Origin of the sequence: Cellulophaga sp. F20128, assembly GCF_023015805.1 — a bacterium.
Taxonomy (GTDB): Bacteria; Bacteroidota; Bacteroidia; order Flavobacteriales; family Flavobacteriaceae; genus Cellulophaga.
Genome location: NZ_JALKBA010000013.1, coordinates 37,431 through 56,275, shown reverse-complemented (window position 1 = coordinate 56,275; position 18,845 = coordinate 37,431). Strand labels below are relative to the sequence as shown.

The following is an 18,845-nucleotide window of genomic DNA, read 5'->3' as shown; positions in this document are numbered from 1 at the left end:
TGATTTAATTATTTTTTAGGCAGTTTAGAGAACTCTATTTGTGGTGCAATTCCATTTGCTTTCCGCTCAAAAGTAGCATCTATAGTGGTGGTTTCACTAAAAAAACCACAGTTTTCCATAAAAAAATTATTTCCTTCTACGCCACCTGCATAATCTAAACGAGATCCTTTTCTAGCTGTAGCATCTGCCGTAAATTTCGCCTTTGTAAGTTCATGCCAAACACCTTTGGTATCATGCACCCATTGGTTAGAATAAAGACCTTTTCGAGACTTAAAACCTGTTGAAGTCACAAAATTTTCCAAAAACGAATGTTGTCTTTTTAGGTAGGTACTTGTATGCGGTCTTCTAAAACTGGCAATCAGTTTCCATTCATTTTCTTCTGGCGCAAAAAAGTAAGCGGTATAATCCGTAGAGTTATTAACGGATGGCTCTCCCTTTAATAAAAACTTATAGGTATTGCCTGCCTTCCAGTTAAACACTTTATAACTTTGTCCTCCAGACCCTTCATTGCCAAATTCCCCCGTGGTGACTCCAGCTCCTTTTCCTAATAATATAATCTTGTAATCCTCAGGAATATCATTGGGGTTTTGTGTTTCATACGGACTCCATACAGAAAAAAGCACTCTGCGTTCGGTCTCCGAATTTACTTGCATTCCAAAATACCCTTCGCCAAAACCATTTGCCATATAATACGATCCAATAACATCTTCCTTTTCTGGAACTGTAATCTCATTATAAAACCATTGTATATCAATATCCTTAGGAGCTTGGTAACTTAAATGCACCGAAGGCCCTCTTCTTCCCCAGTAAAAGTCCTCTTTTACAAATGTCACCTCTTTATGGGTTGCAGGGCCACCGATTAAAACCTCCTTAATAGTAGCAATAGTAGCATCAGATTTTTCAATACCTTGAATTTCTATGAAATGATAGCCCGCAGTTTTCAATTTAAAAGTACCAACCTGTATTTTCTGTAAATCAGCACCTGTTAGTTTTACTTCTTTACTTGTATTCCCAACTGTTACTTTTATTTTAGATTTTCCTTCTGGCACGCTGGCCATTAGCCCTACATGTATTTCCCCAGCAGCATTGGTTTTAAAATAAGTCCGAATTACACTCTCTGTATTGGTCCAAGATTGAATTCCTTCTTTAGAGATAACTTTTCTATTTTCTTCTAAATTATTTACAATCCAGCTATTTCCACCGGGGGGCACCGCAATGCTAAGTTCTAATTCTTTTCCATTTTTATCAGTATTGGAGCCCGACTTACAAGCCGATATTAAAAGGATACTAAGGATGTAAATTATGTTTTGTATACGCATTGTTTAAAATTTTATGTTGATATTATCTACTTACATTGACGACTATTATTTTATTAAACCGTTGTGCCTGTAGCGGATGAGTTTCACTGAAAAAACTGTTCTCGAGACAATTTTCTATGATTTCGACTGCGCTTAATCAAATAGAAAATCACTCGAACTGACATTTAGATTCATAACTTAATAACCATATCAAAAACCTGTTCTCCAAACGTTATGTCATTCTTCAACTACACTAGAATTAACAATTGGATAAATTTATTAAAAATGAATAAGGAATCCGCTTATTTAAAAGGCATTTTTGCAATTACTGTTTCACCTTTTCCTTCTTGGTTTGCAATACTTTGGATGGTCCATAAATCCATTAAATTATCGCCATCTACTGTACTACCACTATAATCGCCCCATGCAACGCCGTTAGTTGCTCCAGTACCTTCACCTAAACTAATTACAGCTCTTGTTGTCCCTGGCTTGTCTTTCGCATAGCGAAACGTCATTCTTGGGCTAATAAACATATCCTTATTGGTTTCTTGAAATCCAATGATGACATCGTTTCTCTTATTAACACCTATTGTGGTTTGTATAAAATTAGAGTTTTCTTTCTTAATTAACCCCGTTTGTACAATTTTCCCATCCAATTTAATTTGATGCCATTGAACGGCCGAATTACCTTTGTAATCAACAGCTTGTGAAAACCAAATGCAACCACTTTGCAAAATTAAGTTTTTAGGGTTTCTATCCCCAGAAGAAGTAACCTGATCCGTTCCTTTTTGTGGTGATTTAGGTGGATAATTCATATATTCCAACCCGTGTTTTTTAGTGCTAACCACCTCACAAACTGGAGCTCCATTTTCATCTTCGGTTACCCTAGTAATTACAAAATTATCTTTTTCTATTTTAAAGAAATACAAATCATCTATAGCATCTTGTGTAAAAACTGGATGTCCTAAAGTACCTTCAAAATGATATACTGTAGCCGTTTTACCTGCCTTAGCCTGACTCATTTTTAACACAAATGTTCTATCATCTCCTCCTGGAAAGGAATACCCAATCCATTTTTTGCTATAGCCAATGCCGCCACCATCTCTTCCGCCTGGTGCTGGCACAGGGTAAATGTTCCATGCTCCTCTAGGATCGTTGGTTTCAGAAATTGCAATATTTACCGGTTTCTTTTTTTTATCATCCCAGGGATTCCACAAATCGAACCCAAAAACTTTATTGTGTACATCATAAAACAACTTAGGATCTATGCCTTTATTAAAGCAGTTTTGAGAAACACCATCTATATAATTGCCTTCTTTATCATAGATAGTTAACCCAAGGTTTGTTCCATGAAAAACATAACCACCTCCTACGGCTATTTGTGGATCTACCTGTCTGTTACCATCCATTGAACCATCAAACTGCAAATAGCCATTGACCATTCGTGGATTACCACCTTGCACTCTTTGCTTGCAAGCCTCTTCTCTAAATTGTTCCTTTTTTATAGGAATAATTACTTCAGTTCTTGACGGTTTAACATAAGAACTTGTTTCTTCTTTTTTCTGTGCATTACCAAAACTTACAACTAAAGCAAGTACTAGTGTTAAAAAGTATTTCATGAACTGTTGTTTATTGTTGTTTAAAAAAAAAGTTATACATCCGATATCGAAATCCCAAAAGCATTTTGGTTTATGGTTCTCGATACAATTTTCTCTGATTTTCACTCCGCTCAATCATTTCGAAAATCACTCGAACTGACATTAAGTTTCTTTTTTATATTATAATTTCGTTGTCAATTTGAATGAATTCTTTTGTAGCCATAGCGAATAAAGCATTTGTATAGAGAAACTATTAAAATGCATTCCAAAAAAATTGTTTTCTCGATACAATTTTCTCTGATTTTCACTCCGCTTAATCGTTTCGAAAATCACTCGAACTGACATTAAGTTTCTTTTTTAAATTATAATTTCGTTGTCACTTTGAATGAATTCTTTTGTAGCCATAGCGAATAAAGCATTTGTATAGAGAAACTTTTAAATTGCATTCCAAAAAAATTGTTTTCTCGATACAATTTTCTCTGATTTTCACTCCGCTCAATCGTTTCGAAAAATAACTGGAACTGACATTAAGTTTCTTTATAGATTTCTAATTTAAATTTTATTGGCACCCTGAGTGATAATCACTTGATTTGATACTGATCTCGCAATGATAATTGCCGTACACTTCAGAGTATCATTAAAAAAAAGTTTCCTAACACTACTAAAAAAGTAACATTAGGAAACATAAAAAACTAACTCAAAATTATTAATGTTTTACTATTTAACGTTGGTATAAGGAATTTTCATTTTAAGCTCCCAAGTACCTGTATCATTAATTTTTATTCCCCAACGGATATAAGCACTATTATTAATGTTGCCTGTATCTGGATCTGTATATGCAGACCAATCTTTAGGACCATGCTCAGCTTCCCAAGCTGCAGTATCTACTGTAAAGGCATCTGCAGTACTTAAATAATACATTAAATACGAATTATTACCTGAAGCATATGTTCTACCAAATTGTGGAAACGGCGGTGCTGGCAACGAAAATGTTGATGACGTAGCATCTGTTACGGTCTCTACAGAATTGTCATGGTAATTTTGCAAATAATTGGCACCAGAAGGGTAAAAAACAACTTTTGCAGGGTTCAATGGCACATCATGACTATCTGTAATGATCATTTTTGCTTTAAACCCTAAAGCTGGCTCATCACTAATTTTAGTTACCGTTATATACGGATGTGTACCATCTAAAACACTGGGCACCTCATCATCAAAACCATTGCTGATAACTGAGGTATATAAAATATCATTACCACCAGAATTTTTAGTCAAGTTTAATCTAGCTCTCATTTCTGTAGGAAATTCTACAGGAGCAAAAGGCTCTAATTTTGCAACAACGAAATCATCTAAATCACGCTCTCCTTTTACATTAGAAGCTTTTATATTAATATGAAAAATATCATTATCTACATACTTAGATGCTTGTGTAAAAGCGATCTCTCCACTAGATTCACTAAGAATCATGGTAGGCTGCTGTGATAATTCTAACTTTTGCTCTGCAAGGGCTAGGGTTGTATCCGTATCTCCATTAAAAGCTTCTTTCCAAATTAGAATTTCATGCTCGTCTGTTAATTCAGTAGTTACGTTTCCTGAAGGATCTGTAACACTTTTTAACTCCCAATGCATTGGGTAAGTTGATCCCTCTACTGTTGGTGCCGTAGATAACTGAAATACACCTCTAGGCACAAAAATAGTGTCTTGTAGTGCGTGAATGTTATCGCTAATATAACCAACCTCTGGCGGGGTACAAGAAGTAACCGCTATAGCTGCAATTAGCAAAGAATATAGTATCTTTTTCATTTGTTTATTTTTAGTTTATTATCTTAATTTATGTCCTTTTTTGAGAAAAAGATTAGTCCCTAGTATAACCAAACAGTGTGTGACCACTGCCCTGAAGCACATGAATTATACCGTTATTGGATTCAATATTAGAGGTTCTAATTTGAAATTTTCTGTCTTTTTCATCTTCATCTTGGATATTACTATCCCAGGCATCCCAATCTGTACCTACTTTATACGTAAAATACACATATTCTGGATACTCTTCCAATTGACTTGTATATGCCGCAACTGGCTCTAAAGACAAACGTCTATCTTCTCCATTTTTAGCGGTATATATTTGTCCTTCTTGGGTCATGTTTTCTCTTTTGATTTTTCCATCAAAAACATAACCTCCCATATATTTGGTTAGGGTATCCATAGGAATATCATTTAAGCCAAACTCAGCCAAAGGATCTGTTTCTCTCAATTCAGCTAAATTAGACAGGATATAATTCCTTATAGAAAGGTTGTTAGGTGCAAATACAGTATTGCTACCATTAAACAAATCTTCCATACCCGCATTTTCTATTAAAATAGCCAAGGTATCTAATTGATCATGCGACCTAAAAAAGTCTACGGTAGACATATCTACCTTGGCGACACTTAAGCCACCATCTTCCAAGTATGTATTATCACTATCACAAGATGATAAAAAGACAAGGGTTATTAGTATTAACAATGTGTTTTTCATACTATTATATTTTTTAAATGTTTTCATATCTTAATTATAATGCACCTCTCCAGTATTCTGGTTGTACAATAAGAGGGTTAATAGAAATAATATCTGGAGCTATTGGCCAAAAATAACCTTGTTTTTGATTTCTAACTTCATTCGCCCAAGGCACTCCTTCAAAATAATTCATACGAATACGATCAAAGGCTGATTGCCCTTCGGCAACAAACTCTATAGCACGCTCGTCAAAAATGGCTTTCATTACATTTTCTTCATCTAAAGTACCTGCGTAATCTAAAGAACCTGCCTTGCTTCTAATTTCATTAACATCGTCTATAGCCAATCCAAACAACCCTTTTCTTGCATTTGCTTCTGCACGTAATAAATACATATCTGCCAAACGGAAAATTAAGATATTCGATTCTGAGAACTGCGCATAGGCATCTTCTGAATTCGAATCTGGCGACTGGTGAGAGTACTTTAACGGGAATGAATTTTCTGTACTTTCATAGTCGTAAAAGAACAAGTCTTTACGTACATCATTATCTCTAGTGACATCAGAATCCATAAACTGTTTCCCATAAAAATCTGGATCTATAATAGGGCTCTTGTTTGTGTTCTCATTTTTCCAGATTGGATAATTTAAGGTTAAACCAGTATAAGAACCATCTCCTTCATTCATTCTAAAAGATTCTCCCATAGCCTGGCTATTGTTAATTTCAAAAAGACCAGTCTTGGATTGTCCAATACACATCGCATCAAAACCTGCAACACCCTCTGCAACGTAGTCTATAAGTTCCGCATTACTATTGTTAATGACAGAAGTTGTAGCTTCAATAGCTTGCGCTATCATATCCGCATTGTTATTATCCCTACTCGCATACCATAGCGTAATGTGCGCTTTTAATGCCTCTGCACTAGCCTTGTTGGCCGTAATAGCCCAAGCTGGTGCTCCAGGATTTGAATACTGCAATAAACTTATTGCCTTATTAGCCGCTTCTAATGCATGCTCTAAAACCAATAACTCATCAGATTGCGGTACACTTACCACAAAACCATCTTCAGTAATTAACTGGTCAGATGATTCTATAGATTCTGTAATAATAGGAACATCTCCCCACAAACGAGCCATGTAAAAATAAGATAACGCTCTCACAAAAGCAGCTTCACCTATAATTCTGTTTTTCTCTGCCGGTGTATCAAATAAATCTACATCCATACCATCTACGTAGCCTTCAATAGTGTTGGCCCAGTTGGCAGCTCTATAAAACCCTTTCCAGTCTCTAGATCTGTCTCTATATGCCAAAACGTAGTTTCCACTTCCTTCTATATAATCGGAAATCCAGTTACGACTATTCATAAACGTCATCCCAGGCAACTCACCCCAATAAATAAAATTTGCTTGGTAGGTTATTGTTTCTTTAAACAAGGCATAAGAACCTGCCAATGCCTGTTCTGCATTACTTTGATTTACCCAAAACACATTTGGATGGGTTATGCTTACCGGCTCCTGATCTAGTAGATCTGAACAACTTACCGTCCCTAAAAAGACCAGTAATGATGCAGCCATTATTTTTATATTTATAGTTTTCATATAACTTTAATTTTTAATGTTAATTTATTAAAATCTAGCATCAAATCCTAGTGTAATAGTCTTAGATTGTGGGTACCCATTACCATAAGTATACCCTTTAGCATCTACCATAGAAGCATCTGGAACCGCTTTCGATTTTTGCCATTGGTATGGATTTAAAACTGATGCATACACACGTAAACGAGATAAACCAGTCCCTCTTAACTGTTTTTGCTGATCAAATGTATAACCAACAGATGCATTGGTAACTTTCCAGTAATCACCACTTTCTATCCATAAGGTTTGAGCACCTCTAAATCCGTAAAACGGACCACCAATACTACCCGTAGTTGGGTATAAAGCAGGGTAACGCGCACCAGCAGCACCATCTCCTGGTTGCTCCCAGAAACTAAAGTTGCTTAAATCTACCAAACCTCTAGTTGCCCAAGAATCACCTGTTCTATCATACGAATCTAAGTAACTATTGGTTGTTGTATCCATAATATCAGCACCAAATGAGAACTGACTGTAGGCTTGAAAATACCAACCTTTATACTTAAGGTTAATATTAAATGAACCTGTAATATCTGGAACCGGTGAATACTCACGTACCAAATTTAAGTCTGGGTTTTCATTTAATTCATAATCTGAATTTAAATCTTTCCAGATTGGAAATCCTGGACGAATAGCAGCCCATGCACTCTTACCTGTTAATGCTTGCCCTGTATAAGGGTTCACAGGTAATTGAGATAGATCATCTATAATATAATCGTTGATAAATAATTTATATAAGTTTATGGGTCTACCTACAACATAACCATAGTTACTACCAATATAATCTTGATTACCATTAGGTAACTTATCAATATAGTTCTCGTTTTTACTTAAACCAAAACCTAGTTCTAAACGCAAATCGTTTTCTCTAGGAAAAACATGGTAGGTTACAAACGTTTCCCAACCGTAATTAAGAATACCTGCAACATTTGCTTTTGCTGAGTTATATCCTGAATAAGCAGGGAAGTTTACATCAAAAAACAATTTATCTGTAAGCTTATTGTAAGCATCAAACGTAACATTAAATCTTCTATTAAATAAATCCAAATCTACCCCTAAGTTCCATTGTTCAGAATTTTCCCATGACAATTCATCATTACCAATGGCGTTGTAATTTGGTACAATACCCGTAACACCAGCATAAGTAGATACATTCAATTGGTTAGCCCAATAAGCATTACCACCAAATCCTAAATCATAGGCATTGTATCTTAGGTAATTTTCCGTAAACTGCTTTCCGTTAATACCCCAAGAGGCTCTAAACTTACCATAATCTAAAAAGCTAGATAAAGATTCTAAAAATGGCTCTTTAGAAAATTCCCAACCAAAGTTAGCTGATGAAAATTCTGCCCAACGCACATTGGCACCAAATCTAGAAGAACCATCTCTACTATAGGTACCACCTATAATATAACGGTCTTTGTATTTGTAACTGGCACGTCCAAAATAAGAAACCAATGCATTGGCACTGATATCTGTAAAGCCATAAATTTGATCTTGTGTATAACGACTATTAATTACTTTAATAGCATCACTACCAAAACCAGCAGCTGACATATACATAGTTTCATATTGGTTGTAGTCTATTTTATTACCTAATACAGCAGTTACCTCATGGTCATCGCCAAAATTCTTAAAGTAGTTTAAATACAAATCAGATGACAAGTTATTTCTGTTGTACAGTGAATAGCTGGCATAACCGTTACCCGCAGAACGTGTAATTGAAGGCTCGTAAAAATTCTTTTTGTTACTAGAATAGGAATAGGTTAACTGCGAATTAAGCGCAAGACCACCAAACAAATCTAAGGTTGCAAAGTTTGTAAATGTAGTTGCTATCGCTCTATCTGTATTTAACTTTTCTTCCAATTCTCCTTTTAGACCATCAATTCTTGCTGGGCTAATATAAAACAATGAAGAGTTCATATTCGCTGGATTCACTGGCAAAGCAGAGTTTAAATTATACGAATATCCACCCGGGTTTCCTTGTCCTGTTTTATTGTCTGTAAACGTTAAGTTAATTCGTAAATCATTTCTAAATTTAGAACCTACTTTAGAATTAATATTTGTGTTTAAAGTATACCTGTCAAAACCAGTGTTTTGTATAACTCCATCATTTTTAGAGTACCCTAAAGATATTCTATAGTTAGTCTCATCTGAACCACCACGAACACTTAAGTTGTACTGTTGAGAAATACCTGTTTTGTAAAACAAACCTTGGTAATCTACATTGTTATTAAAGGCTGGGTTTAAACTATCAGATAATACCATTGGCGTTTGAGAACCTTGTCTTTCATAAGGGGCCCACCATGTATTTAACATGTTCCATTTTGCGTTTCTTTCTGCAGCACCGGCATACATACCTGTTAATTCTGGCTGCACCATAACACCCAAGCTAGAAGAAAACGTAAATTCTGGCTTATCTAGCGCCTTACCTCCTTTGGTTTTAATGATAATAACACCATTAGCACCACGAGAACCGTAAATTGCCGCAGCAGAAGCATCCTTTAAAATATCGATACTCTCTATATCATTAGGACTTAATGACGCTAAGAAATCTACGTTAGACACGTTGTAACCTGCTAAATCTTCCAAAGATGTTTGTACACCATCTACTACATATAAAGGATTACTAAATGCGGTGTTGGCATCAATATCTCCACCTATAGACGTATTACCACGTATTACCAAACCACCTCTAGCTCCTGCCGCACCACTTAGGGTAGACACTTGCAAACCTGTAGCCTGTGTCGCCAATAAAGCAGAAACACTAACCACTGGCACACCTTCTATGGCTTCACTGCTAATACTAGATACCGCACCAGTTACATCACTTCTTTTAACAGCTTGGTATCCAATAAGTACCACATCATCTAATTGAGTTACATCGGGTTGTAAGGTAACTTTAATTTCTTTTTGAGAACCTACAGTAACCTCTGAAGGCACATACCCTACATAAGTAACTACCAAAACAGAAGTTGAACCCGCCACATTTAAGGTAAAATTACCATCAAAGTCGGTTTGTGTTCCGTTCTTAGTTCCTTTTTCCATCACTGAAGCGCCCAACAAAGGACCTCCATTTTCATCGTAAACTGTTCCTGTAACAATTTCGCTTTGCGCATGCACAAACTGCATGATGCTTAGCATCATAGTTATCAAACAAATAAATTGTTTTTTCATAAATTTAATTTAAGTTAGTTATTAATTGAGTTGTATTTAGTTAATAGGTATTCTTCATCCAGTTGTATGGTTTTCTTTTAATCCAGTTGCCTCTTGTGAAATCCGGAAAATCTTGTGGCTCTCCATTATTCTCTATAGACACCTCAGACAATGGTGTTACAGCACTCCAGGCTGCAGCATCATAAGCATCCATTGGTGGGGCAACATTCTCCTTAGCCGATTCTATAAATGCATTCATAACAAAAAAGTCGATGCCTCCATGACCAGCTTCTGTAGCTCCTTCACCAAACTTTTTCCATAAAGGGTGATCGTATTTCTCAAACCAAGCATCCATATCTTCCCAACCATGTCCTTTGGTTGTACCCTCTACATGAATTCGTTGGGTGTGGTAATCAAAATCCGTTAGGCCTTGTACTCCTTGTACTTTAAATCCTAAGGAATAAGGGTGAGGCGTATTTACATTATGGGTCACAATAATTGTTTCTCCATTAGAGGTCTCTATCGTAGAGGTAATGATATCTCCTTGTTTCCACTTTAATTTTGCATTGGGGTGATTCTCTCCCCCATTGTCTACAATATATTTGTTTAAACCTATTGCTTTGGTTGCATGCGAGGTTAAAGACACAAAACGATTGCCTCTATTTACATCGGCCATAACTGCTACAGGTCCTAAACCATGCGTAGGATACACATCGGCATTACGCAACAAAGAATGTTGTGTTCTCCATGCAGATTCAGAGATGCCTTTGTCTCCAAATTCTACTCCTTTACCATAGGCGGTTTTGCCGTCGTTAAACTTTACTCCTCTTAAATCATGTTGGTAACCACAGGTAAAATGCAACAACTCTCCAAAAACGTTTTGTTTCACCATATTTAATACAGCCAAAACATCTCTACGATAGTTTACATTCTCTAAAATCATTAAATGAGAGCCTGTCTCTTCATGCGTATTCACCAAATCCCAACATTCTTCTAATGTATTAGCAGCTGAAACTTCTAATCCTGTATACTTTCCAGCACGCATAGAATCTACTGCCATTCTTGTGTGCCACAACCATGGTGTAGAAATCACAACTGCATCTACATCGACTAACTCAAGTAGGTTTAAATAATCTTTATCATTCTTTCCAAAAACTTTGGGTTTCTTTTTACCTGCCTTAGCTATTGCTTCTAGCGCTAAGTCAATTCTATTGGAATCTACATCACATATAGCGGTAACAACAACATCATCCCTTCTCAATAGGTTATTTAAGTGGTTTGTACCTCTTAAACCAACACCAATTATACCAACCCGCACCAAATCAGATTTTTTGGAGGTATTCATTCCAAAGGTTACACTAGGTACTACGGCAATCCCCGCACCTGCAATGGCTGTTTTTTTAAGAAAATTTCGTCTTTCGTTCATATTTGTATTTTTCTTATTCAGATCCAAAACGTATTAAATTATTTGGCAACTGAATAGTAGTGACTATTCTGGATTACCAAATTTGAGGAAATAGAGAAATATAGAACGTGGATTTTTTAAGCTATTATAGCTTGCATTTTATTCAAATTTGAAAAAAAGATGATTTTACACCCGTTTATTGACGAGTATATCTCTTAAAGTTTCTTAAAGATTGATAATTATTACCTTAAGTAACCATAAAAAAAAGCATATCCATAGCTTCTTTTGAGAAGATATAAGATAGAAGACTTGTGGTTATTTTTATAAAAAATAAGAAGTAATCTATACCATTCAAAACTAATAGAAAAAGTAAGTTTTCCCGTAACCTAATAGTTAAATTTAAGTTATCTATTTCCCTTGACATTTAGAAGCAATAGCACCACTAAAACAGGTGAAAAATCTAAATTTTCAGCAATAAGATGAGGGTTTTATTGGCAATTTAGTACTTCATTATGCTGTATAACACCAAGGTAGCTTCTGTAAACTACAGAAGCTACCTTGGTGCTTCATTTTTTGCCTTAATTCACTTTAAACTGGAATACGTCTGAATACGAAACATTACCCCGTTTATCTTTGGTTTTTATTTTCCAGTAGTACTTTGTATCCTGATTAATGATTACATTTTCAAGGCTACTGGCAGTTAAATTTTCTTGATAGAGTTCTGGATTAGAAGTTTCTCCGAAATAAATATCGTAACCTTCAATATCGTTATCAACATCATTTCCAGTCCATTCTAAGGTAATTCCAGCAGCTAGGTGCGCTATTTGCGCCCCTGATAAGGGAGAAACACCATCCGCTGGAAAAGGCGCATAAGCCGTAACACCTTCCCCTGCATTGTAAAATTTCCACACTCCACTTTCTACCTTTTCCCCAGATCCATTATTCACGGAAACAACATACCAAGAATAAGCAGCACCTCTATCTAGCGTAATTGAAATCTCTGCCTTAGATGATAAATGACCCGTTGTAATTTTGGTTTGTAAATTCTTTAGCTTTAGCTCGTATCCATCGGCATTATTTGCCGTATTCCACTCAAAAGTAACCTTACTTTTAGCCGAGCTGATTATTGCACCATCCACACATTCTGAATTGTTTAATGGAAACATCAAAGAAGCTACCTCTGGTTTTACTACGGATTTTTCTTCCTCTGGTGCATCACTATTCTTACTACAAGAAAGCATACCAATACACAAACATACTGTCCAAATTAAATTTTTCATTTCTTAATGATTTTAAATGATTTTGTAGATTTTTCAGAAATTAATTTAACCCAATAAACACCTTTATTTACAAAGGAAGCATCCAACTTAACGGTGGCATTATTTACGGGTAATGTGCGAGATAAAACCAACTTACCTTCAACGGAATACATGTTTAACAATACCGATTTAGAAGTGTCATTCCCAATATTGACAAACAAATAATCTACCACGGGATTTGGATACACCAATACCGTATCACTGAGGTTTATCGTCTTCATAAACTGGCCTTGGCAATCTTTTTCTGTAGTTACTACAATGTCATTTGCGCCTTTATCTAAACCTATAGTAATTCTACTATTGTTGGTTTCTATTTCTTTACCGTTTACAAGAACCTTATAACTCTTGCCATTGTACATTTGCAACGATAAGGTTTTGTTTTCAGCATCGTAATACGATTGTACCGCGATATCCTGAGGCTCGCTAATTGAAATATCGTAACAACGTTCAAAACCAGATTGACCATCAACCGTAATACAAACGGTATAGACACCCGATTTTAAATCACCAACCTCCAATACATCACTAAAGGAATAATTCGCTATAAGCTGATAATTAGACGTTAGTTCTACCTTATAATTTAAAGACTCTTGCGCTGTGATATGGATCTCTCCATTATCACTATCCCTACAGGTCTCTGAAAAAGTTTGTATCCCAAAATTATCACTAGGCAAGGTAAAAGCAGCACAGCCGTTGGCATTTACAACACTGTTTAAATCTGAATTAGGACAATCGTCGTCCACATCAAGGACGCCATCGTTATCATCATCATCATCACATAGATCACCAATACCATCCAAATCAAAATCTGCCTGATCTGGATTGTCTATGTCCGGACAATTATCTGACAAACATCCGGTTAGTGTAATCTCGGCAATAGACGTAAAGGCTTGGCCACTAACCTCTGAAAGTGCCACAATACGCATATAACGCGCCTTAACTGGCTCAGAAAATTTAATAATTTGTGGCGCAGCAGAGTTTTCAAAAGTACCCGTAAAATCTACCTCGCCCCAATTGGTTTTATCATAACTAAAATAAATCTCATATTCGTTAATCCTTCCATTAGATCCAGAACTTCTAGGCAGGTACTCAAATTCACTTATGCTGTAAGAATTACCTAAATCTATCTGTATTTCATGCGGGTAAGGATCTGTACCTGTACTCCATCTGGTGTGCCAAATTGTATTTGGATCATCATCAAAAGCCATTACAGCTAAGCCCGGGTAATTCACCTCTTCACTATCGGCATAGAGCAAGCTCCATTCATTTTTTGGAAGTTGGCCAGGGTTACTACAATCTGTAATTGAAGGACAGGTAGTGGTTTCTACCATATTTTCTATGGTTTTAGAGAAGACTTTCCCGTTTTGAGTTACCGTCATTGTAACCGTATAAGAACCTGGGTTTCCTAGGACCACTTTAGGGTTTCTACTAGTGGCATCACTTATATAACTAGGCGCAGGTGTGATGTCCCAATTCCAAGTAGCTCCATCGTGCTTAAGCATGGAATGATCATCAAAATTAAGTGTATCCAGCATGCACTTATTCACTCTTTTATCTACCCAAGGATTTAATACGGGTTCAAAATTTACATCCTGCATAGGGCTTTCCCATACTCCAGCTCCTCCTGCTACCCGTAACTTTGCATCCCTATAAAAAGGGAGAGCCGTATTGATGTCAAAATTTTCAGGAAAGGTATTCGAAAACAATTCCCAATTGGTCATGGAGGCAGTCCTATAATACACATAGGCCGAAACACCATCACCCCTTTTTCCAAAAAGATAAACTAAATCTTCATTATTAGAGGTAGGCTGTATCACCAAACACTTCGTATTTATATCTATACCAGCAGTGATATCTTCCCAAGAATCTCCTCCGTTTACAGACTTGAACACTTTTCCTTTATTAGAAGTCCAAGTTCCGTTGGCATAGGTGGCATACACCACATTTTCATCATAAGGAGATACTACCATACTAATTCTTCCATTAATACTACTCCCTGCATTAGCACTATTACTTAAAGATGGCTTAGCGACCCAAGTTGTACCACCATCTTCACTTTTATATAAGCCACTTCCCCGGACATCTAAATACATAACATCGGGGTTTGTTACACTAACTTCTATTTTCATTACTAAGTCTGAAAAAGTATGGAGAGAGCTAAAGGTTTTCCCCATATCCTCACTCCTCCAAAAATCATTACCCTCACCAAGGTAGATAACACCATGGTAGTTGGGATGATGCACCAAGCTTCCTCTATTTCCTCCGTATTCTAACATGTTAGGGTATTTAGAAAAAACAAATCTACCTTCAGGGGCAGCTTCTGCTGTTTTTGGTAAAATCCACCCGTTTCCGAGGTCATTAAAGGCAACATGTCTCTTTTTACCTTGTAAAACCCATCCCGTTGCAGATTCGGCCCCACCCATTCGCAGCGCCTTATCACCGTACAAATCGGACATGGCGGTATTGCCATTGTGGTATCTACCTCCTACAACAATATCTTCATTCCAACCTTGATCAAAGCCCCACATATCAGAGCCTATTAGACCGTTTATTAAAGGTTGAAAATCTGTTTCAAAAGCATCGGTAGAAAAACTGATACCACCATCCGTAGCAACATAAACCGACCCATTGGGCATCCAAACAATATCTTGAATATCTGGATGAATAGAAAACCTTCCAAAATAACCTCCAATAGCATCAAAAGAGCTGCCACCATTGGTTGTTTTAAACAAAGTGGTGGTACCAACCATAAAGATATCTGCATTAGTAGGAGAGACTTCTAGCACCAGATCATAATACCCTTGACCGTTATTGTACGGAAAGTTGTCCGTATTACAATCAATCACCTTAGTCCATGTCCAAGCACCACTATTTAATACCCCTTTGTACAACAAAGGCGTATTGTCTAGACTCAACATGGTGACATACAGAAGATTTGAATTGGCATTAGACATAGCCAACAACCCTCCTGAAGCCTCTTGCAAATTGGTTGGAAAGCTTGTTATTGAAGAAAACGTAATGCCTGCATTTGTAGAAATTATGACTTCAAAATTATTGGAAGCATTTTTTGTCAATGCATATATTGTATTGGTATTGGCTGGCGACACTTGAAGGTCATAAGCTACATTTGAAGTACGCTGTACCCAAGTAGTTCCCGCATCTAAACTACTGTAGATGCCCTTATTGGTAGAAGCAATAACCGTATTGGTATTCATTGCATCTATACTGATATGATTTACATCTAATTCTAAATTTAGTAAAGGAAACCATGTATCTCCTCCATTTAATGTTTTATGAATTTGCCTGGAAGAGGCAGCAAATACTATATTGGGATTGGTAGGATGAATGGCAATGCTAGTTACCCCAGACCCAAACAAATAATCGGGCGCTAACAAATTCCATGTAAGACCTTTATCTATTGATTTGTTCATATATCCAGTTTCTGTACCTGCATAGATAATATCGGTATTGGACTTAGCTACATCCATTGCATACACATTTACTTGCCAGGGTGCCAAGTTTGGTATTTCTGGAGCGTTGGCTTCGTTTAACCAATAGGTGCTTTTTGGCCCTAAAAAGGTCCAATTAGAATTGGAGGCATCCGTTCCTCTTGATGCACGTCCTGATTGTTTGGTAGCTTTTGTTCTATTTTTTTGTTCTGGTAGTACAATAGTACCATCAGAAAGCACATAATCTGCCACCACACGTCTCCATATTTTGTAATACCGCTCTATTGGGGTTTTACCTGGATCATTGGCCTTATAGGCAGCATATCCTTTTTCTATTTCTTTGTAATTTACAGGGTATTCATATAATTTTTTTGCCCAATCAGAAAACGATTCTTGGTAGGTAGGCTTATAGGTACTGATGATTCCTGGCAACTCATCATAAGGAGTTGTATGTATCTGGGAATGGATTTGCTCCCCACATACAATTAGTAAAAAAAATGGTACTATAAATTTAAGGTGATATAATTTTTTTTTCATGGCTTAGGTTGGGTTTCAAGGGTTTTTGGCTATAAAAAAAGAGGGTTGTCTCCAACCCTCCTTTTAAAACTAATTCAAAAAACTATTCTATTGTTCCAAATACTTTTAATTCACCTAAAAAAGTGTAATTATACGGTCCTTCTATTGCAACATACTTTACATACCTTGCTGTAGTTACAGCATCTGCATAATCTGAATATCCATTATTGGTAGTCATAGCAGCATCCAATGTTGATACCTGTGTAAAGGTAACATTATCACTACTCACCCAAAATTCATGCTTAATAGCGCCTTGTCCATTATTCATTCTTCTAAATATTTCAAAACCAGCAATACCTTTCTCTTCTCCCAAATCTATAGTAAGATGATGTGGATAATCTGGTGACCCAGTTGACCAAGTGGTATGCCAAAACGTTGCTAAATCTCCGTCTATTGCAGCAGTAGCGTATCCATTTACTGGACCTTCTCCACCAGCTTCTTCTGATGAAAAGTCGACTATTGACCAATCTGTATTATCTAATGATTCAATAACATTTAATTCACCTAAAAAAGTAAATGAACTTGGACCAGCTGTTGCAACATACTTTACGTATCTCGCCGTAGTAACCACATCAGCAGGAGCTAAAAATCCATCATTAGAGTCTAAGGCCGCGTCCAATGTAGCAATCTTGGTAAAGGTTACATTATCACTACTCACCCAAAATTCATGCATCGTGGCACCGCTACCGTTTCCATTTCTTCTGAATATTTCAAAACCAGCAATATCTTTTTCTTCACCCATATCAATAGTTAGGTGATGCGGATAAGAAGATCCTGAACCTGTCCATTTTGAATGCCAAAACGTGCTTGTATCTCCATCAATGGCTGCTGTGGCATAACCATTAACAGGACCTTCACCACCGGCCTCTTCAGTTGAAAAGTCAACAATAGTCCAGTTCCCTTTTCCAGCTGCTGCTAAAGGAGTTACGGTATAAGACATTGATTGTGAATTTCCATAGATATCTGAAATCATAATTTCAACCTCTTGTTCTTCCGATTTCATTGGTGTAAATGTAAACGTACCTGCAGACTCAGATGATGTAACAGTAGTTACTACCTCTTGATCTTGTTTATCTACATTTTTAAATTCGAATGTCAACATATCATTTGCTGTATTCTCCCAATTTGCCATTACTCCTCCTGAAATTGGCTCTAACGTCATGCTTGTAAAAATTGACGAAAATACACCAGGAAATTCATAGGTAGACCAATCAGAATCAAACTCATCAATAGCCGCTTCTTCTCCATCTTCACTAGCAGCAACTGGCACATAATAGGTTCTGTAGGTAATAGGAAGCATTGTATTTACTTGTTCTAAAGTACCTTCAGACTCATCTGCCATAACTATTACAACAATCTCTTCTCCACTTAAATTAGTATACTTAATTTCTGTAGATCGTGTTAATTCACTACTTGGCTTTAAAGTCACGCTAACACTTTCATCGCTATTGAACGTAAATGAATTAAATTCTCTAGCTTCTAAATTGCCTCTATAGGTTTCTCCATAGACCGTTCCAAAAACAGTTACTTTTATCGATTTATTACCTTCTTTATCCTTTGAATACACATCAAATTCATACGATTTTTCCTCTAAACCTGTTACAATTAAAGCCAAAGGATCGGTTTCATTTTGCGATTTAGCATACGCAAAGGTTTGACTATTTTCGCCATTATCCCAAAATACGGTTATTTCGTTAATAGTAAATCCTTTGGTTAAATATCCAGCTATTTCAATTCTACCGTCACCTGGTAGGGTTCGTAAAGAATCTACCTTAGACGCATAAATTATTTCACCATCCTTAACATACTCCTCATGAAACTCATACGTATCATTACACGAAAAGAATGCAAAAAGAAGTAATATACTTAATGGTAAAATATATATTTTAATTTTTTTCATAATTATATTTCTTAAATTTT

General features: G+C 36.3%; 10 protein-coding genes. All 10 read right to left on the bottom strand.

The window, feature by feature from the left end; genetic code table 11:
* Window positions 1–8: 8 nt before the first annotated feature.
* On the bottom strand, window positions 9–1,319 hold the full coding sequence (locus MWU65_RS12680) for a DUF3472 domain-containing protein (RefSeq protein ID WP_247078439.1): 1,311 nt from the start codon (window positions 1,317–1,319) through the stop codon (window positions 9–11).
* 281 nt (window positions 1,320–1,600) lie between these two features.
* Window positions 1,601–2,917, bottom strand: a complete 1,317-nt coding sequence (locus tag MWU65_RS12675; RefSeq protein WP_247078438.1) for a hypothetical protein — start codon at window positions 2,915–2,917, stop codon at window positions 1,601–1,603.
* 696 nt (window positions 2,918–3,613) lie between these two features.
* Complete coding sequence (locus MWU65_RS12670; protein WP_247078437.1) at window positions 3,614–4,699, bottom strand: DUF5007 domain-containing protein; 1,086 nt, start codon at window positions 4,697–4,699, stop codon at window positions 3,614–3,616.
* Between the two features lie 52 nt (window positions 4,700–4,751).
* Entirely contained in the window at window positions 4,752–5,411 is a 660-nt protein-coding gene (locus MWU65_RS12665) for a fasciclin domain-containing protein (protein WP_247078436.1), read from the bottom strand.
* Window positions 5,412–5,445: 34 nt separating this feature from the next.
* Complete coding sequence (locus MWU65_RS12660) at window positions 5,446–6,987, bottom strand: RagB/SusD family nutrient uptake outer membrane protein (RefSeq protein WP_247078435.1); 1,542 nt, start codon at window positions 6,985–6,987, stop codon at window positions 5,446–5,448.
* A 27-nt stretch (window positions 6,988–7,014) separates the two neighbouring features.
* Window positions 7,015–10,197 (bottom strand): SusC/RagA family TonB-linked outer membrane protein, encoded by a 3,183-nt coding sequence (locus MWU65_RS12655; RefSeq protein ID WP_247078434.1) that lies wholly within the window; start codon window positions 10,195–10,197, stop codon window positions 7,015–7,017.
* Window positions 10,198–10,237: 40 nt separating this feature from the next.
* Entirely contained in the window at window positions 10,238–11,602 is a 1,365-nt protein-coding gene (locus MWU65_RS12650; protein WP_247078433.1) for a Gfo/Idh/MocA family oxidoreductase, read from the bottom strand.
* A gap of 557 nt (window positions 11,603–12,159) precedes the next feature.
* A complete protein-coding gene (locus MWU65_RS12645; RefSeq protein ID WP_247078432.1) occupies window positions 12,160–12,861 on the bottom strand; it encodes a hypothetical protein in 702 nt (233 codons plus the stop codon).
* Window positions 12,858–16,886 carry a discoidin domain-containing protein gene (locus MWU65_RS12640; protein ID WP_247078430.1) on the bottom strand — a complete coding sequence of 1,343 codons (4,029 nt, stop codon included), beginning with the start codon at window positions 16,884–16,886 and terminating at the stop codon, window positions 12,858–12,860. Before MWU65_RS12640 ends, MWU65_RS12645 begins: the two co-directional genes overlap by 4 nt.
* 82 nt (window positions 16,887–16,968) lie before the next feature.
* Entirely contained in the window at window positions 16,969–18,825 is a 1,857-nt protein-coding gene (locus MWU65_RS12635) for a DUF4998 domain-containing protein (RefSeq protein WP_247078428.1), read from the bottom strand.
* Window positions 18,826–18,845: the final 20 nt, after the last annotated feature.